The sequence below is a fragment of the Alkalihalophilus sp. As8PL genome, assembly GCF_040939795.1.
GTDB lineage: Bacteria > Bacillota > Bacilli > Bacillales > Bacillaceae_D > Alkalihalophilus > Alkalihalophilus lindianensis.
Genome location: NZ_CP162551.1, coordinates 2637479 through 2663867, shown reverse-complemented (window position 1 = coordinate 2663867; position 26389 = coordinate 2637479). Strand labels below are relative to the sequence as shown.

Below are 26389 nucleotides of genomic sequence, written 5' to 3'. Positions count from 1 at the left end.
TGTTCAGTCGTTTTTTTTTTTGCTTTGACTGTTTCTAGCATCATTCATTATATCAAACGACTGAAATTAGAAAAAGGGGCTTTCGTTGCCAACACTTGTCGAATTTTCGGCGATTAGACAAGTTTCTTCACATCCACCATAATTTCACTTTTTTTAAAAAAGCTAATCGCCTAGGCGATTAGCTTTCTTGATTTACTTTTTTTCGATTCAAAAAGCGGAATCGGTGACCTAATACTTTTTCAGCCAAACCAGAACGGTATACTAGATACCCATATACGATGGCTCCAATACCAACACCGATAAACATTAAAATAAAACTATTCATACGTGTTTCTAGTGGCATGAATGTTTGAAGTCCATTTATCGCTAAGACAACCATTCCTGCCATCACAAGTGAAAACATCAGAACGAGCATAAAGCGTTTTAGAATAGAAGAGTAATCGAACTGTGCATATCGTCCAATTGCCCATACATTTATTGCGATCCCTACACTAAATCCCATATAAGTCGCAGTAATTGCCCCAACCGGCCCCATCGTGACAAGTAACAAATAGTTAAAAGCTAGCTTTACAAGAAGAGCTGCTACTAATGAGAGCACTGCCTGCTTTTGACGGTTCATCCCTTGTAAGATAGCTGCTGTTACAGAAAAAAGAGAGAAAAACAACGTCATTGGTCCATAATAACGGAGAACCATTCCACCCAGATTTAAATCCTCAAGACCATAGAGAGAAGCAAAAACTGGATAAGCAAGAGCCGTCATTCCAACTGCTGCTGGTACTGAAATAAATAGTATAATTTGGTACGTTTGAGTAATTTGTCTTTGCAGAGCATTGTGGTCACCAGAAGTAAACGATTTAGTAATCGTTGGCACAAGGGTAATCGATAATGCCGTTGCAAGTGCCATCGGGATTAACACAATCTTATGAACTGATTGATTAAGAATGCCAAAAAACGCTTCAGAATAAGTTTCATAAATAGTTCCATATAGTGCTCTGTTCACCGAAAATAAATCAATGTTTTGAAACAATGGAATAGCAAGACCTACAAATGATAACGGAAGGGCATAGGCAATTAGCTCCTTATACATTTGAGGAAGAGTAAGATTATGTCTCGTTGTGCTTTCTTCCACTTGCTTTAAGATATGCTTTCTTCTTTTAAACCAATAATATAGAAGAACAGCTAGTCCCCCAAGTCCTCCGACGAATGCTCCAAACGTAGCAAAACCTACTGCTAACCCAATGTCGCCATTCCCAACCCCTACAATTGCATAGGCCATTGCTAGGATAAAGAAGATGCGGACAATTTGTTCAACCACTTGAGATACACTTGTCGGCCCCATTGATTGAAACCCTTGGAAATATCCACGAATGACCGCCATAACTGGGACAATGATTAATGCTACACTAACCATTCTGATGGTAAAGATTACATCAGCATACGTGTTTCCTCCTTCGATTTCTCTGGGAAGAATAAGTGGTGTGATGACAGGCGCTATTAAAAATAACGTTAAAAAAGCAAGAAAGCCAGTAATGGACATGAACACAAGTCCAGACTTAAAAAGTTTATGACCTGTTTCATAATCACCAAGTGAATGATATTTAGATACAAACTTCGAGATCGCTAAAGGTACACCCAACGTTGCTAAGCTTAGAATAACAACATATTGAGAATAACCATATCCATATAAACCAAGCCCTACCTGTCCGACTAAAGCAGCAAACGGAACAATGTATACAAAACCCAGTATTTTTGAAATAAGCGTCGCGGCTGTTAACACCATCGTGCCACGCATTAGTTTTTGATCAGCCATTTTTTCCTCCTACCTTTATTCGAGGGTTGAAATGAAATTTAACACTAGTAAGCATTGTAGCATAGAGATCGAAGAAATATTTAACCATTTTATAAAAAAAGAAGTAAGAAGTTTGAGCCACCTCCACTCTACCTTCCTTTTCCTTTTAAAAGATGCTACTCTAAAACAATCAATTAGACGAATCAGGTGATAAAAATGAATCAACATGTAATTGTAATTGGTGGAGGTCCTGCGGGGTTAATGGCTTCCATTGCTGCTGCAGAGCACGGCGCTTCCGTCACTTTACTTGATAAGGGAGATAAACTCGGTCGAAAATTAGCTATATCTGGTGGGGGCCGTTGTAATGTGACCAATCGGATGGACCTGCAAGATTTAATTGCCCACATCCCGGGTAATGGTCGTTTTATGCATAGCCCTTTCTCAGTATTTAATAATGAAGATATTATTGCTTTCTTTGAAGGGCTTGGCATTGAGTTGAAAGAAGAGGATCGTGGTCGAATGTTCCCAGTGAATGATAAAGCCACAACTGTCGTTTCCACTCTTCTCAATCGAGTACGTGCTCTTAAAGTAAACATTCGTACGAATACAAGCGTTCAATCACTAGAATATGATGGTGAGCGAGTGTGTGCGGTGAAATTAAAAAATGGTGAACGGATCCAAGCTGATGCAGTTATAGTAGCTACCGGTGGAAAATCTGTTCCTCATACCGGGAGTACAGGAGATGCCTATCCATGGGCAGAGAAGGCAGGACATACGATCACGGAGCTTTACCCAACTGAAGTCCCTATTACATCAAATGAACGCTTTATTAAGTCGAAAGAACTTCAAGGGCTTTCCTTAAGAGAGATCCACCTCTCTGTCATTAACCCTAAAGGAAAAGTAATAAAAACGCATGAGGGAGATATGATTTTTACTCACTTTGGGATTTCTGGTCCTGCCGCTTTACGTTGTAGCCAATATGTAGTAAAAGCTTTGAAAAAGTTTAAAACGAAAACCATCGAGATGCACATTGATCTTTTTCCTACTACCCATCAAGAGTTGCTCTTTCAGGATCTAATTAAACGAGTAAAAGAAGAACCTAAGAAATCACTAAAGAACTTATTAAAAGGTTTTGTTCCTGAACGCTTTTTATTATTTATGCTAGATCAACTAGAACTTGATGGTACACAACCTGCCAACACTTTTTCGCATGATCGAATCCGTGATGTTGCTAGCTTTTGCAAATCCTTTTCCTTTCAAGCGAATGGGACTTTATCAATTGAAAAAGCCTTTGTAACAGGCGGCGGGGTGTCTGTAAAAGAAGTTGAACCTAAAACGATGCAATCGAAAAAGAAAGCGGGGCTCTTTTTTTGCGGAGAAGTCCTTGATATACATGGTTATACAGGCGGATATAACATTACTTGTGCTTTCTCAACAGGTTATACGGCAGGGAAATCCGCTGGGGAATTAGTATCTCAAAAATAAAGCTGTCATTAAGTTATGCACATTTCCACAGTGAAACCTCCTTAATAAACCAATAACAAACAAATTTAAATCCCACAGACTGTGCATAACTAGTTTTCTATCCACAAGTTATGCACAGTCTGTTAGTATTTTCTGATAATTTGTTGATAACGCTTTCTTTATCTACAGGTTGGTGTGGATACATTCATATGATTGAATGTTCATTCATTTCCGATAAGCATGAAAAGAGTGCTAGCTTTTACGCCAGCACTCTTTTTTATGATTTAAAACAATTGCCTCCGCTTTTCTTGGCTAAACGAAGCCTTCAACCTTCTTATTACCCTACTACGATGTTGACTAGTTTTCCTGGGACTGCGATGATTTTTCTTATTGTTTTCTCACCGATTGCTGCTTGAACTTTTTCGTCATTCTTTGCGATCTCTTCCATTTGCTCACGTGTAGCATCAGCTGGAATAACAAGTTTCGCACGGACTTTTCCATTAATTTGAACAACTACTTCCACTTCGTTTTCAACAAGTAGTGCTTCTTCATAAGTTGGCCATTCTGCATAGCTGATCGTTTCATTATGACCAAACTTCTCCCAAAGCTCTTCTGCGATATGTGGCGCTAGTGGTGCTAGTAGCTTCACGAAGCCTTCCATTAGCTCACGTGGAAGTTCTTCTTGTTTATAAGCGTCATTCATAAATACCATCATTTGAGAAATACCTACGTTGAAACGTAATCCAGCAAAGTCATCTGTAACTTTTTTCACCGTTTGATGGTACGTACGGATGAATTCATCTGATCCTTTTACCTCTTTAATAGCTGGATTTAGTTCATTTGTGTTCTCATCGATAAATAAACGCCAAATACGATCTAGGAACCTACGAGCTCCGTCTAAGCCGTTCGTTGACCATGCAATCGATGCATCCAGCGGCCCCATGAACATTTCATAAAGACGTAATGTATCGGCACCATGGCTTTGAACGATATCATCAGGATTGACGACATTTCCTTTTGATTTACTCATCTTTTCATTATTTTCCCCAAGAATCATCCCTTGGTTGTATAGCTTCTGGAACGGCTCTTTGGTTGGGACAACTCCAAGGTCATAAAGGAATTTATGCCAGAAGCGTGCATATAACAGGTGAAGCACCGCATGCTCTGCTCCCCCAATGTAAATATCAACAGGCAGCCAATCCTTTAGCTTTTCTGGATCTGCTAAAGCCTCACTGTTGTTTGGATCAATGTAACGTAGGTAATACCAGCAACTACCTGCCCAGTTCGGCATCGTATTTGTTTCGCGTCTACCTTTCATCCCTGTTTTAGGATCCGTTACATGTAACCATTCTTTATTGTTAGCAAGTGGAGATTCTCCTGTATCTGAAGGTTTGATCTCATCCATTTTTGGAAGCATTAAAGGTAACTCTTCCTCAGGAACTGCAGTCATTGAACCGTCTTCCCAGTGAATCATCGGGATAGGTTCTCCCCAGTAACGTTGACGACTGAACAACCAGTCACGTAAACGATAGGTTACTTTTTTCTTTCCATAATGATTTGCTTCAAGCCATTCAATCATGTTTGTAATGGCTGCTTCTTTACCTAAACCATTAAGGAAATCAGAATTAACATGTTCACCATCACCTGTGTACGCTTCCTTCTCAACCTCACCGCCTGCCACTACTTCAACAATGTCTAGGTCAAATGTTTTCGCGAATTCATAATCGCGTTCATCATGAGCTGGCACCGCCATAATCGCTCCTGTACCATAGCTTACAAGTACATAATCGGCAATCCAAATTGGAATTCGGCTACCATTTGCAGGATTCACAGCAAATGCTCCTGTAAAAACTCCTGTTTTCTCTTTTGAAAGCTCTGTACGTTCAAGATCACTTTTTAAAGCAACTTGTTTTTTATATGCTTCTACATCTTTTTGCTGCTCAGCAGTGGTAATAACGTCTACTAGCTTATGTTCAGGTGCTAATACCATATAAGTTGCACCAAATAATGTATCTGGTCGAGTCGTGAACACATCTACTTTCTCAGCATCATGACCATCTACTTTAAATGTAACTTCTGCGCCTTCAGAACGACCAATCCAGTTACGCTGCATATCTTTAATGCTCTCAGACCAATCAAGCTCATCAAGGTCTTCAAGTAAACGATCCGCATACGCTGTGATCTTTAACATCCATTGCTTCATCGGACGCCGTTCTACTGGGTGACCTCCACGCTCACTTTTCCCATCAATTACTTCTTCATTGGCTAGAACCGTACCAAGTGCCGGACACCAGTTCACCGCTACTTCATCAATGTAGGCAAGGTCTTTTTCATAAAGCTTTAAGAAGATCCACTGCGTCCACTTATAATAATCTGGATCAATTGTGTTTACTTCTCGCTCCCAATCATAGGAGAACCCTAAAGCTTTAATTTGACGGCGGAACGTATCAATGTTTTTCAACGTAAATTCAGCAGGATCATTCCCAGTATCAAGGGCATATTGTTCAGCTGGTAATCCAAAAGCATCCCACCCCATCGGATGTAGAACATTGTAGCCTTGCATGCGTTTCATTCGAGATAAAATATCTGTTGCCGTGTATCCTTCCGGGTGACCAACATGAAGGCCTGCACCGGACGGGAATGGAAACATATCTAATGCATAGAACTTTGGCTTATCGGCATCCTCAGTCGTGCGAAACGTTTTGTTCTCTTCCCAATGATCTTGCCATTTTTTTTCAATGTTTAAGTGTGAAAACGACATACTATTTTCCTCCTTTAGTATCTGATCGTTCATTGACTTTGAGCTAATCATTATGTTCGCCAGGATAAATGTGAGATCAACAAAAAACTCCCGCCCCTAACAAGATTGTCAGGGACGAGAGTTGTATAATTCCCGCGGTACCACCCAAATTAACAAGCCTTTTGACTTGTTCGCTCAGCACAATTAACGGACGTGACCCGTTGAGAACTACTTTACTTTTCATTCTCAAAACTAAAAGGCGAGTTCATCATATCCTTCTGGCTGACTCGCACCATCCGTCAGCTCTCTTGTTTCCTAGATATCATTACTACTCCTTCTAAACGTCTTTATATGAACTTAATTAGTATTGTATGAACTACAAGGGGCTATGTCAAGTTCTAACAACATATGCACATCTAATTAGATGTGTTCAGTTGATTTTGTTGGTGGATCATCTTCTTTAAAGGAGAATCATACTTACTTAAGAACATGAGAGCTATTAGAAACATCCCAAGTAAGACATAGATCAGTACCGTCATCGAATAAAAGTCAACAAGGATCCCCCCTAGAAGAGGTCCGATCATTTTCCCTCCAGTTGAAACACTATTCACAATCCCTTGATAGAACCCTTCTTTTCCTTTTGGAGCTAAATCATTAGCAATAGTCGGTACAGCCGGCCAGACAAACATCTCACCTAGTGTTAAGATGATCATCGCCACTAAAAACCCTGTGAACATTTTCGCTTCGGCAAGTACTAAGTACGAAGCCATAAAGATAATGACCCCGACAACCATCTGAGCTTTTAGTGACAATCTACCTTTCTTAATGAACCAAGTGACAATTGGTTGAGCAAATACAATCATTAATCCATTTACCGTCCAAAACAAACTATACTGTTGCAAAGGGATACCTAGTGATTGAGTGTGAACGGAAACATTAGCTTGCCACTGTGTATAAGCCACCCAGCAAATAAAAAATGCGACTGATAGTAACATTAAGGCATGAATCCGGTAATTATTTCGTAGCGGCGTTTTCTGTTCAAAAACATTTAATGTTGTCGCTTGATTGCTTTGTGCGCTCATTTTTCTAAATGCAATCGCCACGAAAATGAGCAACAGAGCATACATCCCTGCATTAGCAGTAAATACATGTGTCAATTTAATAGAAGCAACTACTCCTACTAATGCTGTACCAAGGGCTACTCCGACATTTTGAGCAACGTACATCGCATTAAATGGCTTGCGTCCTCCTGCCGGCCACAAGCTACCTGCTAGTGCATACATAGCAGGAAACATCATACCAGACCCAAAGCCAAGTCCCATCAATAGAAACATGTAAAAATAATAACTATGATAGAAAGCTAAAATCGTTGCACTAATTGTCGTCACGACGATAGAGATAAGCATCGTTTTATAAGCTCCTATTTTATCAAACAAACGCCCACCGATGAGATTCCCAATGACCCCAGCGCCAGCGTTAAGCATTAAGATGAAACCAGCAGCTGTTAAAGAGCGTCCCAGCTCCTGATGAATAATAATGGCATTTAATGGCCACAAAAAAGATGCCCCCGTGACATTAATGACCATTGCCACAACAAGCAACCATAGAGCTTTTGGCATCAAAGCTCCCTCCTTCTATTTAAAACAACTTCATTTATTTCGAGCACCCAAATAATACTAGTAGATCAAGAGAAGAAACGCAATCTTTTTTCTCTACCAAGTAAACATCACTTTCCACATTACCTTTATCTTCATTTTGGTTCAAATATCCTTACATGCTACAATAAGAGATGTCATTTAGTCATACATTTGAAAGCAGTAAAGAGAGGGTACTGAAATGTTCAATCAACCATCCTCACCTATGCCGAGTGCTTTTGGTGATAAACGATATTTTTCATGGAATAACCATCTACGTCAGCATTTTGGCGAGAAAGTTTTTAAAGTTTCATTAGATGCTGGATTCGATTGTCCAAACCGTGACGGGGCCGTTGCTTATGGGGGCTGCACATTTTGTAGTGAAAGAGGATCTGGAGATTTTGCAGGTGACCGTAGAGAGGACCTCGTCACTCAATTTAATATGATTAAAGAACGAATGCACCAAAAATGGAAAAGTGGAAAGTATATCGGTTACTTCCAAGCCTACACGAATACGTATGCACCAGTTGAAACCTTGCGCAACTATTACGAAGAGATCCTCAAGCAAGAAGGCGTAGTTGGACTATCAATTGCCACTCGTCCCGATTGTCTTCCGGATGATGTGGTAGCCTATTTAGCCGAGCTAAATAAACGTACATACTTATGGGTTGAGCTTGGTCTACAAACCATTCATGAAGAGACAGCTCAACTAATCAATCGAGCTCATGATTATCAATGCTATATTGATGGGGTGAACAAGTTACGTAAACATGGCATTCGTGTTTGTGCTCATATTATTAATGGTCTTCCAAAAGAAGATTACGAGATGATGATGGAGACGACTCGTGAAGTAGCAAAGCTCGATGTTCAAGGTATTAAGATCCATTCTCTCCATTTATTAAAGAAGACGCCAATGGTTAAGCAATATGAAAAAGGATTACTTGATTTTATGAACCAAGAAGAGTATGTCAAATTAGTTGTTGATCAACTTGAAGTACTTCCACCTGAATTCGTCATTCACAGATTGACCGGTGATGGCCCTGCTGACTTAATGATTGGTCCCATGTGGAGTACACAGAAATGGACAGTGTTTAATGCGATCGAAGCTGAACTAAAGCGTCGAGATAGCTGGCAAGGAAAGTTTTTCAAAATGGAGGTTGAAAAGTAAGATGAAACTGTTAGGAGTTCTTCCGTTTGCTAGATTTTTACTTGAGCGCAGTATTTCTCCTGGGGATATTGCTGTTGATTGCACAGCTGGTAATGGTCACGACACTCTATTTCTAGCAAAGTTAGTGAGAGAAAATGGTCATGTTTATAGTGTCGATGTCCAAGAGACTGCCATCCTCAATACGAGGGCACGATTAGATGAGGCAGAGGTCTCAAGCCGTGTCACTCTGACACAAAGCGGACATCAACATATTGCCACCATTATTCCTTCTGATCAGCACAAACGGGTAAAGGGCGCCATTTTTAATTTAGGGTACTTACCTGGTGGAGATAAGTCGATTGTTACGAAATCAGATACAACGATCCAAGCAATCGAAGGCCTTTTAGAACTCATGCCAAAAGAAGGAGTCATAGTTCTTGTTATCTACCACGGTCACACAGAAGGAGCAGTGGAACGGGATCACCTCCTCCATTATGTAGAAAATCTAGATCAAAAGAAGGCACATGTGCTGAATTATTCATTCATTAATCAAGCAAATCACCCACCATTTGTTGTCGCTATTGAAAAGAGATAGATTGACAATTCTTATGATTTCGTGATAACTAATAGAAGGAGATCCATTCTATTTACTAAAATAAATCCCTTCTCACGCAACAAGAAGTTTGATTGATCAACCTATTATTTCGAGACAGAAAAAGGAGTGTTCTTACGTGGCTATTCTTGATTCTATTTTAGACTATAACAAATCGTTTGTTGATACGAAGCAATATGAACAATTTCAAACAACGAAATTTCCAGATAAAAAACTGGTTATCTTAACTTGCATGGACACTCGTCTTGTTGAACTACTTCACAATGCGATGGACTTAAAAAACGGCGATGCTAAGATCATTCGAAATGCCGGTGCTGTTATCTCTCACCCGTTTGGAAGCATTATGAGAAGTATTTTGGTCGCTGTATACGAGTTACAAGCTGACGAAGTTCTCGTTGTAGGCCATCACGGATGTGGGATGGCTGGGCTTGAATCAGATGGGATTTTGGAAAAAGCACAAGAACGAGGCTTAGACTTAGATGTAGTTGAGATGCTCGAGTATTCAGGTATTGATGTAAAAGGCTTTTTAACGGGATTTGAGAAAGTAGAAGATAATGTTGCTCATAGTGTGGATGTTATTAACAACCACCCACTCTTTGTTCGAAAAATCCCTGTACACGGCCTTGTCATTTGCCCTGATACTGGCAAGCTTGATTTAGTCGTTAACGGATACGAACACTTATAATCATGAATCCCACTGCTAGTCATTAGGCTAGAGTGGGATTTTTTCACTTCATCAACCTTCTTTTCACAAACCATTCAATCACAAACCAAGGTAAGACACTTTTAATAAAGAGTAATTTCTTAACGCCCTTGCCTACTTGATAACGGAATTTCGGTTTCTTAGCTTCACTTATTTTCACCATAAGCTTAATGACTTCCTCTGGATCAGCTGCACTTTTAGCCGTTTGCTCTGCTTCTTCGTATATTTTTTTCAGAAATGGTCCGTACTCATCATTTCTATGTGATTGAACTCCAGCAAGCCCTTTGTCCCAAATATTTGTTTTAAATGAACCTGCTTCAATTAGACTGACTGATATATTAAATGGGAGTAATTCTAACCGAAGCGATTCACTAAATCCACTTAAGGCAAATTTAGATGTGACATAGGGAGCTAATCCAGGAAATCCGATGCGACCACTAATGCTACCAAGGTTAATTATTTTTGACGCCTGAGTTCTTCTTAACAAAGGCAAACATGCTTTGGTGATGGCTACAACTCCGAATACATTCGTATCAAGCTGCTCCTTCCACTGACTAATCTCTAACTGTTCGGTCATTCCTCCTACACTATATCCTGCATTATTTATTAATACATCAAGCCTACCGTATTGCTCTTCTATATGTTTTTTCACTTCATAAATTTGATCTTCAGACGTAACATTTAATTTGACCACATCTATAGATTGCACTATATTCAATTGCTTAGCACGTTCTATTAACAAGTCTTTTTTTGACATGTCTCTCATTGTTGCAACAACTTGATACCCTCTCTTAGCTAACTCTAGTGTAGCTAAAAGTCCAAAGCCACTGTTAGTCCCTGTAATGAGTACAATTTTCTTCTCTTCTATTATCACTTTTATCCCCCTTTAAATAAAAAAGCCGCAGTAAGGTGTATCTCACTGCAGCTAATGGATCTAGCTTCTTCTAAAGACCCAACTATTTAAATAAAAGATAAGTGTTGGGAGCCCTCCGGCTTGAATCATTCTCTTTGATTTTTTCTTCATTTCTTTATTACCCTGAACTTTCTCATCCGCAATATAAATCGCGATAATCCCTTGATAGATCATGCGGTGGAATTTCGGGTCTGGTAAAGTAGAAAGACTTTCTTCAGCCTTTTTGACAAAATAGCGAAAACGCTCAATCATTTCTTCTTCACTCTCATAATAAAACAAAAAATTCAACTCATCATCAGCAATGTCTTCTTCTTGATCTATGAAATAATCAAGCAAAATATGCACGCCTTGTACCCAAGGGAAGTAGCCCGCTTTCAATGTCTCGGCCATTTCTTGGGTCATATCTGGTTTTGTTGAGTAAGTAGCAAGTGTATATACTCCTAAAGTAGAAGCTGTGCAAGCTGAGAATTCATACCACGTCATCTCCGGCATTTGATGACGATGTTTCTCAAACCAAGCTTCAAGCATCGGGATTCGATCTTCTTTTTTCACATGCTTGTACACTTGAAGATCGCCGTAATAGCCACTTAGCTCTAGCATTGCTGGCTGCATCGTTTTAAAGGATGGAAATGTTACTAGTATTTGTTGACATGTCTCAATTAAAGCATGTAAATAGCCACCATCTTCTTGCTCATTACGAAACTCATAATTGTTCTCAAGCTGCGCTCCTGGGGTGAGGGCTGTCAGTAGTGCATTATGTAGAGCTCGAAAGTCTTTTGGATCAAGAGAATCACTTTGATCACATAAATTATCTAAGTAATCACACATAATTTGGTAGGCGATAATGAATTGAATTAATTCGTCAAAACGATCTCGTGCGACTAATCCATAAACCCCTCCACCTTCGCAGTGGAACTTTTTTCTGCTAAGAGCATCTAGGGCTTGAGCACGTAATTCATCGTCTGGAATAGTCTTGGCTTTCTCAATCCATTGATTAAAATAACGATTCACAGTTGGGATTACATCACGGTAAATATTCATTAAAATCGGAATTGGCTTTGTAGGGACTTTCATCTGAAGTGTTCTCCTCCATTCACTTTTCCATAACTAGTACATTAGCATAAATAGGAGCTAGCAACAATAAATCGGTCGTGTCTAACTAAGGACAACCTTAAAAAAAAGAAAAGCTACCATTAGGTTAATAGCTTTTCTTTTCGCTCCTGCTTTCCTGCTATGGAAGTAAAATATTAACAAAGCCAATCGCGTAACGAAAGACCTCATCTCTTTCAGGTTCATTAAAAATTTCATGATAAAGCCCTTCCCATTCCTTATAATGCTTTTCAGTAAGAAGTAAATGATCAAACCAATCTCTTACTGCTAATTGATCGACAATATAGTCTTCTCCAGACTGCATCACTAAAATAGGAATATTAGGCATTTTCTCAGGGTAACGATTAGCAAGATGCATCGCTTTTGTTAGCTCTTGATACCACCTTGCACTCACCCGAGTGACTCGCAGTTCGTCTTTAAGATAAGCTTCTCTTACTTCTTCGTTACGTGTGCAATGCTCAGTACGCAGCCCTGAGCTCGCACTAAAAGTTGGGGCAAAGCGATGGATAAGTTTTGTTGCGAGAGCTTTCGTCTTAGCTGGTGGACGACTCAAACCTAAGCAAGGAGATGATAAAATGACTGCCACAATATGGGCATGACTCCGCTCCATTAATGCCCTTACACTTACCAACCCACCCATACTATGGCCAAATAACACAATCGGTAAATCTTTTTTTCTAGCCTCTGTGAGCCACTCTTCAACTGCATCTAAATATTGGTTAAATGATTGAACGTGACCACGTTTGCCACGAGTCTTACCTTGACCTGGAAGATCTCCCATGATGACATCAAAGCCATGTTCATTCCACTTTTTCGCAAGCCACATATAACGACCATGATGTTCCCCTGCTCCATGTATCATTACCACTACACCACGCGGCTCTGAAATTTCCCACTTCCACATAACTGAGTTCCCCCTTGCTCAAAGGATGCATTTTATATTTCTTAGCACGCTGATCGAAATTTACGTTAAAATTAGTATAGCGGTTTTTTGACAAAATCAAAAGGATGTGTGAAAAATGATTTATCCATATGAAGGAAAATGGCCCAAAATTGACGAAAGTGCTTTCATCGCAGATTACGTCACAATTACAGGCGATGTGACGATTGGAGCGTTTAGCAGCATTTGGTTTCAAAGCGTTATTCGTGGTGATGTTTCCCCTACCGTCATTGGGGAGCGAGTGAACATACAAGATCAATCCATGCTCCACCAAAGCCCCAAGTACCCTCTTATTATTGAGGATGATGTTACTGTTGGGCATCAGGTACTTCTACATAGTTGTACCATTCGAAAAAAAGCTTTAATTGGAATGGGCTCGATCATTCTTGACGGAGCTGAGATTGGCGAGGGTGCATTTATTGGTGCAGGTAGCCTTGTTCCTCAAGGGAAGAAGATCCCACCAAATACTCTTGCTTTTGGACGTCCTGCTAAAGTAGTTCGTGAATTGACGGAAGAAGACTTAAAGGATATGGCAAGAATCAGACGTGAATATGTGGAAAAAGGCCAACATTACAAACAAGTAAAAATTGAAAAATAAACGATTGAACAGTCTTCGAGCCTTTTTGAAGACTGTTTTTGTCGTCAACTAGCGAAAAGAACCGTTCGTTGTCATTATTCATTAAGACTCATTAAATAACCTACACAAATTTTTAAACTACACTTGATACTCCCTCAACAATTCTCCCCTACACTAGAGAAAAGAACTAGAGGTGATGTACATGATAATCAGCAAGTCCAGATTATACGAAACTGATATTCATCTTTTTCATCTAGTAAACAAACACCACAAGTGGATGATGCCAATGCATGTAATTACTCATCTTGGCAGTGCACCTATGACAGTGCTCTCACTGTTGGTCCTTCTTTTTTTATCGAAGGGAACCGTCTTGACCACGACATGGGCTGCAATAATTTCCTTAATCACGAGTCATATAATTGTAAGATTAATGAAACACTACCTTCCGAGATTTAGACCTTACCTTACAGTGAATGAATCTAATGTGATTTCTAATCCATTAAAAGATCATTCTTTCCCATCTGGTCATACAACTGCTATCTTTTCTCTTTGTACACCTTTTATGTTTTTATTTCCTAGCTATGCTATCTTCCTGCTTTCAATTGCTATAATCGTTGGAATTTCTCGCATTAGCTTAGGGTTACATTATCCGTCTGATGTTTTAATTGGTGCTCTTCTTGGATTTATTACAGGAGCGATTTGCATGATCACTGTCAGACTGCTAGTTGGAGCTTAAGTAAATGGAATAAGCGGTAGAACACTTCATATTCGGGAGGAATGTTTTATGAATCTCGCATTGTTTTCAGATACTTATAGTCCACAAGTTAATGGAGTTGCCAGAACGTTAACTAGGTTAGTCACTCATTTGGAAAGCCGCAATATCAATTATCATTTATTTGTACCTGATCACATAGAACGAGGAGACCACTTTAGAAGTAACATTCATTCTTTTACAAGCTATCCTTTTTTCTTATACCCAGAATGTCGTATCGCCTGGCCCAACCCGTTAAAAATGAAAAAAGAGCTCTCTGCTTTTGCACCCACAGTCATTCACGTCACTACTCCATTTAATGTCGGGCTATCAGGTCTTCATTATAGTAAAAACCATCACATTCCTTTAATTGGCTCTTATCATACACATTTTGATTATTATCTTCATTATTATAAGCTCACTTTCTTAACAGAAGTGATGTGGTCATACTTACGTTGGTTCTATGGTAGTTGCCAAAAAGTCTTTGTTCCCTCTGTAGAAACGAGAGATCACCTCATTAAGAAAGGACTTAATCGGCTCGATATCTGGAGTCGCGGTGTGGATTGTCACCAATTTCAACCATCGAAAAAAGAAGGTTTCTTATATGACATTTATTCGATAGAGAGAAAATACATTCTCCTTTATGTTGGTCGCATGGCTCCAGAGAAAGACCTTGCAACCTTAAAAAAGATTATGCGCCAGTTACCTAGTGAGTTACGAGCTCAGATTCATTGGATTTATGTCGGAGATGGTCCCATGCTTCGTGAAATGAAGGATGAATTCACTGGTGACCATGTAACTTTTACCGGGTATTTAAACGGCGAAGCACTAGCAGCTATTTATGCACTTGCTGACCTCTTTATTTTTCCTTCTCAAACCGAAACATTTGGAAATGTAGTACTCGAAGCCCTTGCTTCAGGCACTCCTGCTATTGTAGCTAATAAAGGTGGCGTAAAAGAGATCGTCCGTCACCGTCAAACAGGCATGATTTGTGAAGCTGGTAATTCGCTCTCATTTGTAAATGCAATCACCGAATTATTAACACAGCCTACAAAACGTCTGCACATGAATCTAGAGGCAAGAGCCTATGCCAAAACACAGTCATGGGAAGCGATATTCGATCGACTACTTTCTGAATATGAAAAAGCAAGCAACAGCCGGCACCGTACGAAATACCTAGCTTAAATACTAAGCATTGTTGCACTTATTCTAGGCAGCTGCATAGGGTATTAGAAAATTCAGTAAAAACCTATCTTCTTGGATGAGGAGTGACGATATGTTTCAATATGATCCACACCATTATGATCCAAACCACTATTACCCAATGACAATAAACGAATATGAAACACCCTTAGATCGACAAGCGCCACTTGGACCACCGCCACAGATGATTCCACCCGCTCCATCTGGACCGCAAGCTTTTGCGGTTGATCCAGGAGCCATTAATCGTTGTTTATTTCGGTTTACATTTATTCGGTTAACGAACGGTGACTCTTTTTGGTTCTTCCCTACTTTTGTTGGCAGGAACTCAGTGGCTGGATATAGATGGTGGTCCTTCCGTTGGGTAAATTTCGGAATCGACTTAAGAAGAATCTCTTCATTTCAATGCGTATAGGCCAAAAAAAGTACCTGCCTCAAATCAGGTACTTTTTTCGTTTTATGAATAATATCAATTCTCATTCTCAATACTAAGAGTATAAAAAGAAGGCACCTTAATGCCCTCTTTTTATACTCTTAACTTGGTTCAAATGTTTTGCAATCTGTTTCTTCTTGTCGATCTGCTTGTTTTCCTTTATGGCTGATTACATAAATCTTATCTGCTTCACATTGGTTACCATGTGCCCAATGCACACAATTATTCACTTCACATAATACATCTTGTGCCATAATAGTCCACCTCCCTCTTAATGCTTAGTCTGGTCTTTTTTGATGAAAAGCATACCAAGAAGTGTGTCTACCTCTCATTTACCCCTAATTAAAAGATGTAAACAAAAAGCACAATTTCTCTACGGAGAAATTGCGCTTTGCTTCTTACGTATTATTTAATTATAGGCCAGCCTGCTCTTTAAGCGTGTTAGCTTTATCTGTTTGCTCCCATGGAAGCTCGATATCTGTACGACCAAAGTGACCATAAGCAGCAGTTTGCTTATAAATTGGACGACGTAGGTCAAGCATTTTAATAATTCCAGCTGGGCGCAGATCAAAGTTATCACGAACAAGTGAAACAAGTGTCTCTTCAGATACTTTTCCAGTTCCAAATGTATCAATTGAAATCGATACAGGTTGCGCTACTCCGATAGCGTAAGCAAGTTGTACTTCACACTTGTCAGCTAGTCCAGCCGCAACGATGTTTTTCGCTACATAACGAGCTGCATAAGCACCAGAGCGGTCTACTTTTGTAGCATCCTTACCAGAAAAAGCTCCGCCACCATGACGAGCATAACCACCATACGTATCAACAATGATTTTACGTCCTGTAAGACCAGCATCTCCTTGAGGTCCACCGATTACGAAACGACCTGTTGGGTTGATAAAGTATTTAGTGTTCTCGTCAATTAGTTCAGCAGGTACGACTGGATTAATGACATACTCTTTTAAGTTACGTTGAATTTGCTCAAGTGTCACTTCTGGGTGGTGCTGAGTTGAGATAACGATCGTATCAATACGAGCTGGTACTCCATCTTCATCGTATTCAACCGTTACTTGTGTTTTACCATCAGGGCGTAAGTAAGGAAGGATCTCTTCTTTACGAACTTCCGTTAAACGACGTGCTAATTTGTGACTTAATGAGATTGGTAAAGGCATAAGTTCTTTTGTTTCATTATTAGCATAACCAAACATTAAACCTTGGTCACCAGCACCAATCGATTCAATCTCTGCATCCGTCATTTGTCCTTCACGAGCTTCTAGTGCTTGGTCAACACCTGCTGCGATATCTGCTGACTGTTCATCGATTGATGTTAATACTGCACAAGTCTCCGCATCGAAACCATACTTCGCACGAGTATAACCAATTCCTTTAATTGTTTCACGAACAACCTTAGGAATGTCAACATACGTACTTGTAGTAATTTCACCAGCAACTAATACAAGACCAGTTGTTACTGATGTTTCACAAGCAACACGTGCATTTGGATCTTTAGATAAGATATCATCAAGAATCGCATCAGAGATTTGATCACTGATTTTATCCGGATGACCTTCTGTTACTGATTCTGAAGTAAATAAATGACGACTTTTCTTTTCTACCATGTTCAAATTCCTCCTATGCACATAACCATTATTATATGCGAATGATTTGAGACGGCACTCGTTCCTCATCCAATTGGTGATAAAACGGTTTAAGACGTATATAAACGTAGAAAACCCTATTCCGACGAGGAAAAGGGTTGATATGTTTACCTTTCGCCTCTTATCGTTCAAGGCAGCTGCCTTGCAGGTTAGCACCTTTTCACTCGAATGGCGTGAGTGTTGGTTGCTGGGTTTCTTCGGGCCTGTCCCTCCACCTACTCTGGATAAGAGTATCCGTTCGCGACATATCATAACGTACATATAAAGCTATGTCAACAACACTGCTAAATTCACTAATATTCGTACTTTTAGCAGCATCTTCTTATGTTGATAATAGGTTATACTAATCAAACTAACCATCTACATTATTTCTCAAAAAAGCACCAACAGACAAAACCTTTTTCTTCTATTATTATGGGGTTCGTTCAGACTTTTTCTTTACATCATTCTTCTTTCGTATACATGGGTAATCACTCATGAGCCTGAACACTAGGTGAATTACCCACCTATAAACCCTTTCTCTATGCTGTTCTAACAAAGTAAGTAATCAATACAATTTGGTTCATTGCATCATTTTCAAAAAAACTTTCACATTAGTATAGACTAATAGATATAATGTGTTATACTAATTCACATAGACGAGATGACACATACAAATTAAAGATATTTATTTTAAATAGGAAAGGGTTTTGCGACAATGACTACTTTAAGCCTTACATCAGAACTTGACCAATTATTGAATAGTGAGCACGCACATCATGACTTACCGATCTCTGCTTTAGTTGAGAAATCACTTATGCGTAAAGAGGGTAGCTTGACTGCTGCTGGTGCATTAAGTGTAGCAACCGGTACGTACACAGGACGTTCACCAAAAGATAAGTTCATTGTCAACGAACCAAGTGTAGCTGACAAAATTGCTTGGGGACCTGTTAACCAACCAATTGAGAAGGATGTATTTACAAAGTTATATAAAAAAGTTCTAGATCATTTAGGAACAAAAGAAGAATTGTTTGTTTCCAAGGGTTATGCAGGTGCAGATAAAAGCTATCGTTTATCTTTAAAAGTTGTAAACGAATTTGCTTGGCATCAAGCATTTGCTAGACAATTATTTATTCGACCTACAAATGAAGAATTAGAGCAAGAAACAATTGCAGACTTCACCATTGTTTCAGCACCTACATTTAAAGCAAACCCTGAAGTAGATGGTACTCGTTCTGAAACATTTATTATTGTTTCTTTTGAAGAACGCATCGTATTAATTGGAGGAACTGAGTATGCTGGTGAAATGAAAAAATCAATCTTCTCAGTGATGAACTTCTTGCTTCCTGAACAAAATGTTCTTTCTATGCACTGCTCAGCTAATACAGGTCAAGAAGGCGATGTCGCTTTATTCTTCGGTTTATCAGGTACAGGAAAAACGACTCTATCTGCAGACCCAAACCGTTACCTTATCGGGGATGATGAGCACGGTTGGTCTTCTAATGGCGTATTTAATATTGAGGGTGGTTGCTATGCAAAATGCATCAACCTTTCAGAAGAAAAAGAACCACAAATTTGGAATGCGATTCGTTTTGGCTCCGTTCTTGAAAACGTTGTCGTTGATGAAAAAACAGCATTACCTGATTTTGATAATACCGTGTTAACAGAAAACACACGCGCAGCATATCCGCTTGAAGCTATTCCAAATGCGCTTACGCCAAGTGTTGCCGGACATCCAAATACCATTATCTTCTTAACTGCTGATGCCTTTGGCGTATTGCCTCCTATCAGTAAACTGACAAAAGAACAAGCTATGTACCATTTCCTATCAGGTTACACAAGTAAGCTAGCAGGAACTGAGCGTGGTATTACTTCACCAGAAGCAACATTCTCAACATGCTTTGGCGCTCCTTTCCTTCCACTTCCTGCAGCACGCTATGCAGAAATGCTAGGAGAGAAAATTTCTCAGCATGATGTTCAAGTATTCTTAGTAAACACTGGCTGGTCAGGTGGCGAGTACGGTGTTGGTAAACGAATGAACTTACCATACACACGTGCGATGATCCAAGCTGCATTACAAGGTGAGCTTCGTCAAGCTGAAACATCGGTAGACCCTATCTTTGGTCTTCATGTTCCACTACACTGCCCAGGTGTACCTGATGAAGTATTACACCCACGTGATACATGGAATGATAAAGCTGCTTATGATGAAAAAGCAAAGCAACTAGCTGCTGATTTCCAAGAGAACTTCAAAAAGTTCTCTAACGTAAGTGACGATATTAAACAAGCAGGTCCAACCCTATAATTTTTCTTCATTAATCATACCTTTCCCACGAAAAAGCCAAGTCGCCTTACACGACTTGGCTTTTTCTATTTTTTACCCTTCTTCTACATGGGTTAATTTTTCTTTAATCGATACACCATCTTCACGGTAATGAAGCTTAATGTTTGTTAAGACTTCTTGAGCTCCTTCATCAATCCCGACTTGTTGAGCGGTTTTAATGACACTTAGCACATCATCAATATCACCCTCAATAACTGTTTCCATCGGACCTACATGATAAGCGAGTCCAGAATTTTGAACGACTTCTACAATTTTCGGAATCACTCCATCCGTTTTCATGTCTTTTCCATTTGGTAAAACTTGAAATCCAGCTGTTACAGTCGCCATTCTTTCTCACCCTTCCATCTTTTATCGTATATGTATCTCTAACCGTTTTGAAAATAATTAAACATGTATAAACGTCCGTTATTCTCTCACTTGTTGTTTCATCCATTGTGCAGCCTGTTGAAGAATTTGTTGTTGCCTTTTCGGCGGGAAGTGGTGATCGTATGTAGAGTAATACCATGTATGGACATCCTTGCTTTGTTCTATTAGAGCTCTCTCAAGTCGATAAGCATGCTCAATTGATACATGTTGATCCTTAGCACCGTGAATGATTAGGACAGAGGATTGTATAGAACATAATTGATCAAGCGGAGTCCTAAATCGATAGCGGTCTGGAAATTTATTAGGCGTTCCCCCAATGACTCTTTTCATCATTCTTCGTAAATCAACACGTTCCTCATACGTTAGGAACATATCCGTTACCCCATTCCAACTTATAAGAGAAGCGACTTCTTTATGCTTTAGAGCAACAAGCAATGCCATTACCCCACCTCTTGAAAATCCAAGTACGTGCACACTCTTTGGATTCACAGAAGGATGTTGGAGTAAGATCTCACATGCTGTATTCGCATCCTCCCTATCACGACCCGCAAAATCCTCTTGCCCTTCCCCCCCTTTATTGCCTCTATAGAAAGGAGCGATTACCACAAAACCTTCTGAGGCCCATTGAATGAGCCGTTGAATCCGAACCATACCAACATTTTTAATCCCACCTCTTAAGTAAACAAGACCAGGAAGAGGGTGTGAGCTAACCGGTTCAGCTAAATAACCTTTCACCTTTAATCCCTCGCTCCAATAAGTGATCAGAAACAATTCTATTGCAGGATGAGGCGAAGGAATTTTTTGTTTATGAATTATTCGATTTTGCATCATATACCTCTTCTCTTTAGCCACTATTTGTACCGACAGCATACCAAAATGTGTTATCTGAGGGCTAGTGATCACCCATAATTCCTTTAGCTTTTACTTCTTCATAGGCAAACACACATTTCACTTCACAAACATACAATGTGGAAAGAAACCTATTTTTAAGGAGTTGAAAAGCAATGAAACAGCTAAAAAGGTGGTTACTTCTCCCACTTTCTATGATCTTGTTACTCGCTCCTCTTGGCTGTTCTTTTGGTAATGACGATCAAGAGACGGTACGAGTGGCTGAAGTGACTCGATCTATTTTTTACGCCCCTCTCTATGCAGCAATGGCTCAAGGCTATTTTTCAGAGGAAGGAATTGAGCTTGAATTAACGACGGCCTGGGGTGGCGATAAAACGATGACTACTTTATTATCCGACGGAGCAGATATCGCACTTGTTGGGGCAGAAACCTCGATTTATGTCTATGCTCAAAATGCATCCAATCCTGTTATTAACTTTGCTGCCCTCACTCAAACAGATGGAACGTTTCTAGTATCTCGCACACCGACTGATGAGTTTCGTTGGAATAACCTAAATGGGAGTACCTTCCTTGGCCAGCGTAAAGGTGGCATGCCTCAAATGGTAGGGGAGCATGTATTACGTCAACACGGGATTGATCCGCATAAAGATTTAAAACTAATTCAAAACATTGATTTTGGCAACATCGCTAGTGCTTTTGCTTCTGGCACTGGTGATTATGTACAACTATTTGAACCTCAAGCTACATTGTTTGAAAATGAAGGACTTGGCCACATTGTAGCATCTTTCGGAGAAGAGTCTGGTGAAGTCCCATATACCGTTTTCATGGCAAAAGAAAGCACGTTAAAAAATGACACGGAAACGATGGAACGCTTTACGCGAGCTTTATATAAAGGTCAACAGTGGGTTGATGAGCAACCCCCTGAGATCATTGCCGCATCGATTGTCACTTTCTTTGAAGATACCCCCGTTGATGTTGTAACTCAAGTAGTCGAACGCTATAAAGAACAAGGCTCTTATGCAACAGATCCACTATTATCTCCTGGTGCTTGGGACAATTTACAAACCATCATGGATGATTCCGGTGAACTGCCTCAATACGTTGACTACGAGGCATTAGTGAATACATCAGTTGCTGAGTCAATATTAAAATAAGGAAGTGAGGCAAATGGCTGATTTACTAGTAGATGATGTCTCTCTCACCTATGTATCCAAAAAAGAAGCCACTTCGGCCCTTGTTGATATTAGCTTCACAGTCAAGGATGGAGAATTCATTTCCATTCTTGGCCCTAGTGGTAGCGGAAAAACGACTCTACTTTCCTTAGTAGCTGGGATTTTGAGTCCTACTACTGGAAAGATCACGTTAAACGGTGTCCCCACTACGAGTAAGCATGCCAATATTGGGTATATGCTTCAGCAAGATTATCTATTCCCTTGGCTATCAATAGAAGCCAATATAAGCTTAGGACAAAAGATACTAGGAGCAGATTCTAAAGATTCGATTGAGCAGGCAAAATCGTTATTAGAGCAAGTTGGCTTAACTGATAAGCTCACCCATTATCCAAGTCAACTTTCAGGTGGAATGAGACAACGAGTCGCCCTTGTTCGGATGCTTGCTACTAATCCATCTCTCCTCCTGCTTGATGAACCCTTTTCCGCCCTAGATTACCAAACAAAGTTAAAGCTCGAAGATTTAGTTGCCACTATTTTAAAAGAAAAACAAAAAACAGCGATTCTCGTGACTCATGATATTGGAGAGGCCATTGCAATGTCTGACCGAGTGTTGTTATTGTCTGCAAGACCTGGTCGGATCGCTAAAATATTCGACGTCCCAAAAGAAATAAGAGAGGGCTTGCCATTTGAAGCAAGGCAGCTTCCATCTTATACCGAATTATTTAATGAGATATGGAAGGAGTTGGAGAATCTTGAAGCCAACTCAACATGATCTTCACCAAAACTATCTACGGTCTTTAAAAAAAGAAAAACGATATGTATTCGCTGTCCAACTTAGTATCTTGCTCTCCTTTTTCGGACTATGGGAGTTTGCTGCTAGAAGTGGCTGGATTGATCAACTACTGTTTAGTATGCCATCACGAATCTTCCACTTGCTTATAACAAGGGTATCAGATGGCAGTTTATTCACTCATACCTCAGTAACTTTATTTGAAACGATACTAGGTTTTATCATCGGTACTTTGGTTGGAACCATTCTCGCTGCGATCCTTTGGTGGTCTCCTTTCACCTCAAAAGTACTCGATCCTTATCTCGTCATTTTAAATTCAATGCCTAAAGTCGCTCTTGGGCCACTGCTCATTGTAGGACTCGGACCTGGCTTCACATCTATTATCGCAATGGGGGCTTTAATTTCCGTCATTATTACGACAATGGTAGTCTACACGTCCTTTCGGGAAGTCGATCCAAACTATATTAAAGTGATGCAAACATTTCAAGCTTCAAAACGGCAGACTTTTCAATCGGTTATTCTGCCTGCAAGCATACCTACAATCATTTCGACACTGAAAGTAAATGTCGGTCTTGCCTGGGTCGGTGTTATTGTGGGAGAATTCCTTGTATCAAAACAAGGTCTTGGATACCTCATTATCTACGGATTCCAAGTATTTAATTTCACTTTGGTTTTGATGAGTCTGTTTGTTATTGCAGTGTTTGCAACGATTATGTATAAAGCAGTAGAGTGGTTAGAACGTAGACTGGTCAAACATTTTTAATCATAAAAGAGGAGCAACGATTAGACTAGTTGCTCCTCTTTCATATATTCTAAGCAATAGACTAAAACCTCGTCTTTCATGATAAAACTAAAACGTTTATCCTCTTTAATGTGAGCAGGTAGAGCTTCAAGAGTGATAGGTCCCTCAGTTTCTAAATAAGTGTCTTTCTTGATAAGTGAAGAAATAGTGGCGAAATAGATATTTTTGTAAATAAGTTCGTTTTCGGTTGTTACTTCATATTGCCCAATCAATCGTATATCTCCAATCACCCCACCCGTCTCTTCCATCACTTCACGATATGCTGCAGCAATGGGCGTTTCATTACATTCAACTTTTCCACCAGGGAATTCAAGCCCTCTTTTTTTATGCTTTGTCACTAACCATTGCTCTTTGTATCTACAAATGACCCATACATGTTTAGGATTTTGAGAAAATGGTGTCTCATCTAAAGCTAGTCTAACCATGCATCCGAATTGATCATAAAACTGCTGCATACAACGACCCCTTCTTTCCCTTTACATAGTTAGAAGTATACGTCGTTTTCCTCAACAAACCAACTATTTTACCACGTCGGCTTACTTCCTTTATCAGGTCGAATAAAAAGAATGGCTATGCCAATTCCAACAGCACCGATTCCAGCTTGCAGCAAAAAGAGCGCAAAATGAGTCACATCCATTAATATAGCAAAAACGGGTGGTCCCGCTGCAACACCTACAAAACGCATACTGCTATAAAGAGAGGTGACTGAACCACGTTGTTCCATTTGAATCCCCTCAGTCACGAGCGCATCTAAACTAGGTAGAGCAATTCCTATACCAACTCCGCTGCTTAATAAAGCTGATAACAGAAAATATATATCATCTGAAAAGGAAAGAGCTAACATGGAGACCGTTAATAAACTAATACCTGTTAACGTCATTCTTTTCATCAACCATTTCTCCTGACCAATAATCTTTCCAGCAGAAAGGGAAGCTACACAGAGTGCAGCTAAAGGAATGGCTAGAATAACGCCTTTTTTCACTCCTTCTATCTGATACTGCTCCTCAAGCATAGTCGATAGATAAAAAAGCACCCCAAATAAAATAAACATACATATAGCTCCAATGACAAATACCGCATAGAGCCAAGGTCCTTCACGTTTAAAGATCACTTTTAATGATCGAAAGAATTCCTTTCCAGCAAGCGGGACCTTGTTCATTGGTGGTGATTCCACAAGAAAAATAATCATAATAATAGAGATCAGACAAAAAACAGGAAATGCAAGAAAAGGTAAGTACCAAATAAGAGAAGCTAAAAAAGCCCCAACAATTGGGCTTAACACTTTACCGAATGTATTAGATGTCTCGATTACACCAAGACCTTTACTAACTTCCTGTTCATCTTTATATAAATCACCTACCAGAGGTAAAACAATAGGAGAAGCTCCTGCAGCCCCTATTCCTTGAAGTAGTCTTCCTACCATGATCAACCAATAAGGAGATTCTATTTGCCAAGATGCAAATCCAGCTAATAAACCACCTATGGCTGCAATAATTAAACTAGGTATGATCACCCGTTTTCGACCAATTTGATCAGATATATACCCTGCTACAGGAATGCATAAAATCGCAACAACTGAATAAATCGTTATCAACAAACTTGCTTGAAATGAACTAATCGATAGCTCACGTTCAATAATGGGTAATACTGGAATAAGCATCGAATTTCCTAAAGTCATCACAAGCGGAATTGAAGCAATTGATAATAAATCCCACTTTTTCTTATCTTCCATACTGATTCCTCTCTCCTCATCTAACAAACGTTACAGTTAGTATGAGTTTCACTAAAGAAAGTATGCACCTAGAGCAGATAGATAAACGATAGAAAAAGCCTGATCAATAACTTCTTTGATCAGGCTTCTCCGTACTTTTTATCTTAATTGATATTGGCCGCTTTGTTGTAATGAAGCATACACTTCTTCTAAGGTCTTTTCTGAATGTGCAGCTAAATTATTTTTCCGTTCTTTAAATTCATTCACTAACTCTTCGCCAGATAGCCCTTCTGCTACAAGATCTTCAATCACATCTTCAATCACTTCATCTTTCTGTAAAACCAATTTCGCTTCAAGTAATACACTGATCCCATCTGATAATTCCGTAATCGTAATAACTTTAGTTACCATTGTAGCTGGATGGTTGTTTTTTGAGGTGATAATGGCATCGACTAGTAAATGTCCCTCTTCTTCCTTCACCTTTTCAAAATAGGGTTTATGAGTTGAGTCTGTAACAGCATCGATATGCCATGTACGGTCTTCATTTTCCATGTTAATAATCAGTCCATCTTTAAGTGGGATTGCACGTTGTTTGATCGAACCTTCTTTGCCCTCTAATACGCATAACGAATACAATTTAAACGTCTTCATTTTATCATCCTCCATCCATATTGAAAGCTAATGATCCTATTGAGTTGATATTC

The 26389-nt window shown here is 39.5% G+C and carries 25 protein-coding genes, 1 riboswitch and 1 other annotated feature; of the genes, 12 read left to right on the top strand and 13 right to left on the bottom strand.

Features of this window, described 5'->3' with window-relative positions; genetic code table 11:
- Positions 1–178 precede the first annotated feature (178 nt).
- Positions 179–1810 (bottom strand): oligosaccharide flippase family protein, encoded by a 1632-nt coding sequence (locus tag AB3N04_RS14945; RefSeq protein WP_368503502.1) that lies wholly within the window; start codon positions 1808–1810, stop codon positions 179–181.
- 195 nt (positions 1811–2005) lie between these two features.
- Here AB3N04_RS14945 and AB3N04_RS14940 point away from each other — a divergent pair, with 195 nt between their 5' ends.
- Positions 2006–3274, top strand: a complete 1269-nt coding sequence (locus AB3N04_RS14940) for an NAD(P)/FAD-dependent oxidoreductase (protein ID WP_368503501.1) — start codon at positions 2006–2008, stop codon at positions 3272–3274.
- A gap of 316 nt (positions 3275–3590) precedes the next feature.
- On the opposite strand, the gene leuS is transcribed toward AB3N04_RS14940, so the two are convergent.
- Together leuS and AB3N04_RS14930 are read right to left on the bottom strand one after the other, a co-directional pair.
- Entirely contained in the window at positions 3591–6014 is a 2424-nt protein-coding gene (gene leuS, locus AB3N04_RS14935; protein WP_368503500.1) for a leucine--tRNA ligase, read from the bottom strand.
- A gap of 107 nt (positions 6015–6121) precedes the next feature.
- Positions 6122–6344, bottom strand: a binding site (T-box leader).
- A gap of 65 nt (positions 6345–6409) precedes the next feature.
- A complete protein-coding gene (locus tag AB3N04_RS14930) occupies positions 6410–7612 on the bottom strand; it encodes an MDR family MFS transporter (protein ID WP_368503499.1) in 1203 nt (400 codons plus the stop codon).
- A gap of 217 nt (positions 7613–7829) precedes the next feature.
- Here AB3N04_RS14930 and AB3N04_RS14925 point away from each other — a divergent pair, with 217 nt between their 5' ends.
- From AB3N04_RS14925 to AB3N04_RS14915, 3 genes are all read left to right on the top strand, one after another.
- A complete protein-coding gene (locus AB3N04_RS14925) occupies positions 7830–8795 on the top strand; it encodes a TIGR01212 family radical SAM protein (protein WP_368503498.1) in 966 nt (321 codons plus the stop codon).
- A gap of 1 nt (position 8796) precedes the next feature.
- Positions 8797–9369 (top strand): class I SAM-dependent methyltransferase, encoded by a 573-nt coding sequence (locus tag AB3N04_RS14920; RefSeq protein WP_368503497.1) that lies wholly within the window; start codon positions 8797–8799, stop codon positions 9367–9369.
- Positions 9370–9505: 136 nt separating this feature from the next.
- Positions 9506–10072, top strand: coding sequence for a beta-class carbonic anhydrase (locus AB3N04_RS14915; RefSeq protein WP_368503496.1), 567 nt, complete (start codon positions 9506–9508; stop codon positions 10070–10072).
- Between the two features lie 43 nt (positions 10073–10115).
- Here the strand turns inward: AB3N04_RS14915 and AB3N04_RS14910 are convergent, their stop codons facing one another.
- From AB3N04_RS14910 to AB3N04_RS14900, 3 genes are all read right to left on the bottom strand, one after another.
- Positions 10116–10964, bottom strand: coding sequence for an SDR family oxidoreductase (locus AB3N04_RS14910; RefSeq protein ID WP_368503495.1), 849 nt, complete (start codon positions 10962–10964; stop codon positions 10116–10118).
- Between the two features lie 60 nt (positions 10965–11024).
- Positions 11025–12077 carry a tetraprenyl-beta-curcumene synthase family protein gene (locus AB3N04_RS14905; protein ID WP_368503494.1) on the bottom strand — a complete coding sequence of 351 codons (1053 nt, stop codon included), beginning with the start codon at positions 12075–12077 and terminating at the stop codon, positions 11025–11027.
- A 157-nt stretch (positions 12078–12234) separates the two neighbouring features.
- Positions 12235–13017, bottom strand: a complete 783-nt coding sequence (locus AB3N04_RS14900) for a lysophospholipase (protein WP_368503493.1) — start codon at positions 13015–13017, stop codon at positions 12235–12237.
- Positions 13018–13132: 115 nt separating this feature from the next.
- On the opposite strand from AB3N04_RS14900, the gene AB3N04_RS14895 reads away from it, so the two are divergent.
- The 4 genes from AB3N04_RS14895 (at position 13133) to AB3N04_RS14880 (ending at position 15996) form a co-directional block, all read left to right on the top strand.
- Complete coding sequence (locus AB3N04_RS14895; RefSeq protein ID WP_368503492.1) at positions 13133–13651, top strand: gamma carbonic anhydrase family protein; 519 nt, start codon at positions 13133–13135, stop codon at positions 13649–13651.
- Positions 13652–14000: 349 nt separating this feature from the next.
- Entirely contained in the window at positions 14001–14366 is a 366-nt protein-coding gene (locus AB3N04_RS14890) for a phosphatase PAP2 family protein (RefSeq protein ID WP_368503491.1), read from the top strand.
- A 48-nt stretch (positions 14367–14414) separates the two neighbouring features.
- A complete protein-coding gene (locus tag AB3N04_RS14885) occupies positions 14415–15566 on the top strand; it encodes a glycosyltransferase family 4 protein (RefSeq protein WP_368503490.1) in 1152 nt (383 codons plus the stop codon).
- Positions 15567–15657: 91 nt separating this feature from the next.
- Positions 15658–15996 (top strand): hypothetical protein, encoded by a 339-nt coding sequence (locus AB3N04_RS14880; RefSeq protein ID WP_368503488.1) that lies wholly within the window; start codon positions 15658–15660, stop codon positions 15994–15996.
- A gap of 119 nt (positions 15997–16115) precedes the next feature.
- Here AB3N04_RS14880 and AB3N04_RS14875 read toward each other — a convergent pair whose 3' ends face one another.
- Together AB3N04_RS14875 and metK are read right to left on the bottom strand one after the other, a co-directional pair.
- On the bottom strand, positions 16116–16268 hold the full coding sequence (locus tag AB3N04_RS14875) for a DUF1540 domain-containing protein (protein WP_082153769.1): 153 nt from the start codon (positions 16266–16268) through the stop codon (positions 16116–16118).
- Positions 16269–16427: 159 nt separating this feature from the next.
- Positions 16428–17633: a methionine adenosyltransferase gene (gene metK, locus AB3N04_RS14870; RefSeq protein ID WP_368503487.1), complete on the bottom strand. Its 1206-nt coding sequence runs from the start codon at positions 17631–17633 to the stop codon at positions 16428–16430.
- A 157-nt stretch (positions 17634–17790) separates the two neighbouring features.
- Positions 17791–17903, bottom strand: a riboswitch (SAM riboswitch).
- 466 nt (positions 17904–18369) lie between these two features.
- Here metK and pckA point away from each other — a divergent pair.
- Positions 18370–19956, top strand: a complete 1587-nt coding sequence (gene pckA / locus AB3N04_RS14865) for a phosphoenolpyruvate carboxykinase (ATP) (protein ID WP_368503486.1) — start codon at positions 18370–18372, stop codon at positions 19954–19956.
- Between the two features lie 72 nt (positions 19957–20028).
- Here the strand turns inward: pckA and AB3N04_RS14860 are convergent, their stop codons facing one another.
- Both AB3N04_RS14860 and AB3N04_RS14855 read right to left on the bottom strand, forming a co-directional pair.
- The gene (locus AB3N04_RS14860) at positions 20029–20322 is read right to left on the bottom strand and encodes an MTH1187 family thiamine-binding protein (RefSeq protein WP_368503485.1); all 294 of its coding nucleotides are present in this window, start codon (positions 20320–20322) and stop codon (positions 20029–20031) included.
- A gap of 78 nt (positions 20323–20400) precedes the next feature.
- The gene (locus AB3N04_RS14855) at positions 20401–21189 is read right to left on the bottom strand and encodes an alpha/beta hydrolase family protein (RefSeq protein ID WP_368503484.1); all 789 of its coding nucleotides are present in this window, start codon (positions 21187–21189) and stop codon (positions 20401–20403) included.
- Between the two features lie 176 nt (positions 21190–21365).
- Between AB3N04_RS14855 and AB3N04_RS14850 the strand changes: the two genes are divergently transcribed.
- Genes AB3N04_RS14850 through AB3N04_RS14840 form a run of 3 tightly spaced genes read left to right on the top strand, consistent with a single transcriptional unit; the run spans position 21366 to position 23935 of the window.
- The gene (locus tag AB3N04_RS14850; RefSeq protein WP_368503483.1) at positions 21366–22364 is read left to right on the top strand and encodes an ABC transporter substrate-binding protein; all 999 of its coding nucleotides are present in this window, start codon (positions 21366–21368) and stop codon (positions 22362–22364) included.
- A gap of 13 nt (positions 22365–22377) precedes the next feature.
- The gene (locus AB3N04_RS14845; protein ID WP_368503482.1) at positions 22378–23154 is read left to right on the top strand and encodes an ABC transporter ATP-binding protein; all 777 of its coding nucleotides are present in this window, start codon (positions 22378–22380) and stop codon (positions 23152–23154) included.
- Complete coding sequence (locus AB3N04_RS14840; RefSeq protein WP_368503480.1) at positions 23135–23935, top strand: ABC transporter permease; 801 nt, start codon at positions 23135–23137, stop codon at positions 23933–23935. The genes AB3N04_RS14845 and AB3N04_RS14840 overlap by 20 nt, the downstream gene beginning before the upstream one ends.
- 20 nt (positions 23936–23955) lie before the next feature.
- On the opposite strand, the gene ytkD is transcribed toward AB3N04_RS14840, so the two are convergent.
- From ytkD to AB3N04_RS14825, 3 genes are all read right to left on the bottom strand, one after another.
- Positions 23956–24429, bottom strand: a complete 474-nt coding sequence (ytkD, locus tag AB3N04_RS14835; protein ID WP_368503479.1) for an RNA deprotection pyrophosphohydrolase — start codon at positions 24427–24429, stop codon at positions 23956–23958.
- 68 nt (positions 24430–24497) lie between these two features.
- A complete protein-coding gene (locus AB3N04_RS14830) occupies positions 24498–25706 on the bottom strand; it encodes an MFS transporter (protein ID WP_368503478.1) in 1209 nt (402 codons plus the stop codon).
- A gap of 138 nt (positions 25707–25844) precedes the next feature.
- Positions 25845–26336, bottom strand: coding sequence for a YwpF-like family protein (locus AB3N04_RS14825; RefSeq protein ID WP_368503477.1), 492 nt, complete (start codon positions 26334–26336; stop codon positions 25845–25847).
- Between the last annotated feature and the right edge of the window lie 53 nt (positions 26337–26389).

Excerpts from the sequence above, each read along its gene's own strand:
- AB3N04_RS14945 (WP_368503502.1), bottom strand. The coding sequence starts at position 1,810 with ATGGCTGATCAAAAACTAATGCGTGGCACGATGGTGTTAACAGCCGCG.
- AB3N04_RS14940 (WP_368503501.1), top strand. The coding sequence starts at position 2,006 with ATGAATCAACATGTAATTGTAATTGGTGGAGGTCCTGCGGGGTTAATG.
- leuS (WP_368503500.1), bottom strand. The coding sequence starts at position 6,014 with ATGTCGTTTTCACACTTAAACATTGAAAAAAAATGGCAAGATCATTGG.
- AB3N04_RS14930 (WP_368503499.1), bottom strand. The coding sequence starts at position 7,612 with ATGCCAAAAGCTCTATGGTTGCTTGTTGTGGCAATGGTCATTAATGTC.
- AB3N04_RS14925 (WP_368503498.1), top strand. The coding sequence starts at position 7,830 with ATGTTCAATCAACCATCCTCACCTATGCCGAGTGCTTTTGGTGATAAA.
- AB3N04_RS14920 (WP_368503497.1), top strand. The coding sequence starts at position 8,797 with ATGAAACTGTTAGGAGTTCTTCCGTTTGCTAGATTTTTACTTGAGCGC.
- AB3N04_RS14905 (WP_368503494.1), bottom strand. The coding sequence starts at position 12,077 with ATGAAAGTCCCTACAAAGCCAATTCCGATTTTAATGAATATTTACCGT.
- AB3N04_RS14900 (WP_368503493.1), bottom strand. The coding sequence starts at position 13,017 with ATGTGGAAGTGGGAAATTTCAGAGCCGCGTGGTGTAGTGGTAATGATA.
- AB3N04_RS14895 (WP_368503492.1), top strand. The coding sequence starts at position 13,133 with ATGATTTATCCATATGAAGGAAAATGGCCCAAAATTGACGAAAGTGCT.
- AB3N04_RS14885 (WP_368503490.1), top strand. The coding sequence starts at position 14,415 with ATGAATCTCGCATTGTTTTCAGATACTTATAGTCCACAAGTTAATGGA.
- AB3N04_RS14880 (WP_368503488.1), top strand. The coding sequence starts at position 15,658 with ATGTTTCAATATGATCCACACCATTATGATCCAAACCACTATTACCCA.
- AB3N04_RS14875 (WP_082153769.1), bottom strand. The coding sequence starts at position 16,268 with ATGGCACAAGATGTATTATGTGAAGTGAATAATTGTGTGCATTGGGCA.
- metK (WP_368503487.1), bottom strand. The coding sequence starts at position 17,633 with ATGGTAGAAAAGAAAAGTCGTCATTTATTTACTTCAGAATCAGTAACA.
- pckA (WP_368503486.1), top strand. The coding sequence starts at position 18,370 with ATGACTACTTTAAGCCTTACATCAGAACTTGACCAATTATTGAATAGT.
- AB3N04_RS14860 (WP_368503485.1), bottom strand. The coding sequence starts at position 20,322 with ATGGCGACTGTAACAGCTGGATTTCAAGTTTTACCAAATGGAAAAGAC.
- AB3N04_RS14855 (WP_368503484.1), bottom strand. The coding sequence starts at position 21,189 with ATGCAAAATCGAATAATTCATAAACAAAAAATTCCTTCGCCTCATCCT.
- AB3N04_RS14850 (WP_368503483.1), top strand. The coding sequence starts at position 21,366 with ATGAAACAGCTAAAAAGGTGGTTACTTCTCCCACTTTCTATGATCTTG.
- AB3N04_RS14845 (WP_368503482.1), top strand. The coding sequence starts at position 22,378 with ATGGCTGATTTACTAGTAGATGATGTCTCTCTCACCTATGTATCCAAA.
- ytkD (WP_368503479.1), bottom strand. The coding sequence starts at position 24,429 with ATGCAGCAGTTTTATGATCAATTCGGATGCATGGTTAGACTAGCTTTA.
- AB3N04_RS14830 (WP_368503478.1), bottom strand. The coding sequence starts at position 25,706 with ATGGAAGATAAGAAAAAGTGGGATTTATTATCAATTGCTTCAATTCCG.
- AB3N04_RS14825 (WP_368503477.1), bottom strand. The coding sequence starts at position 26,336 with ATGAAGACGTTTAAATTGTATTCGTTATGCGTATTAGAGGGCAAAGAA.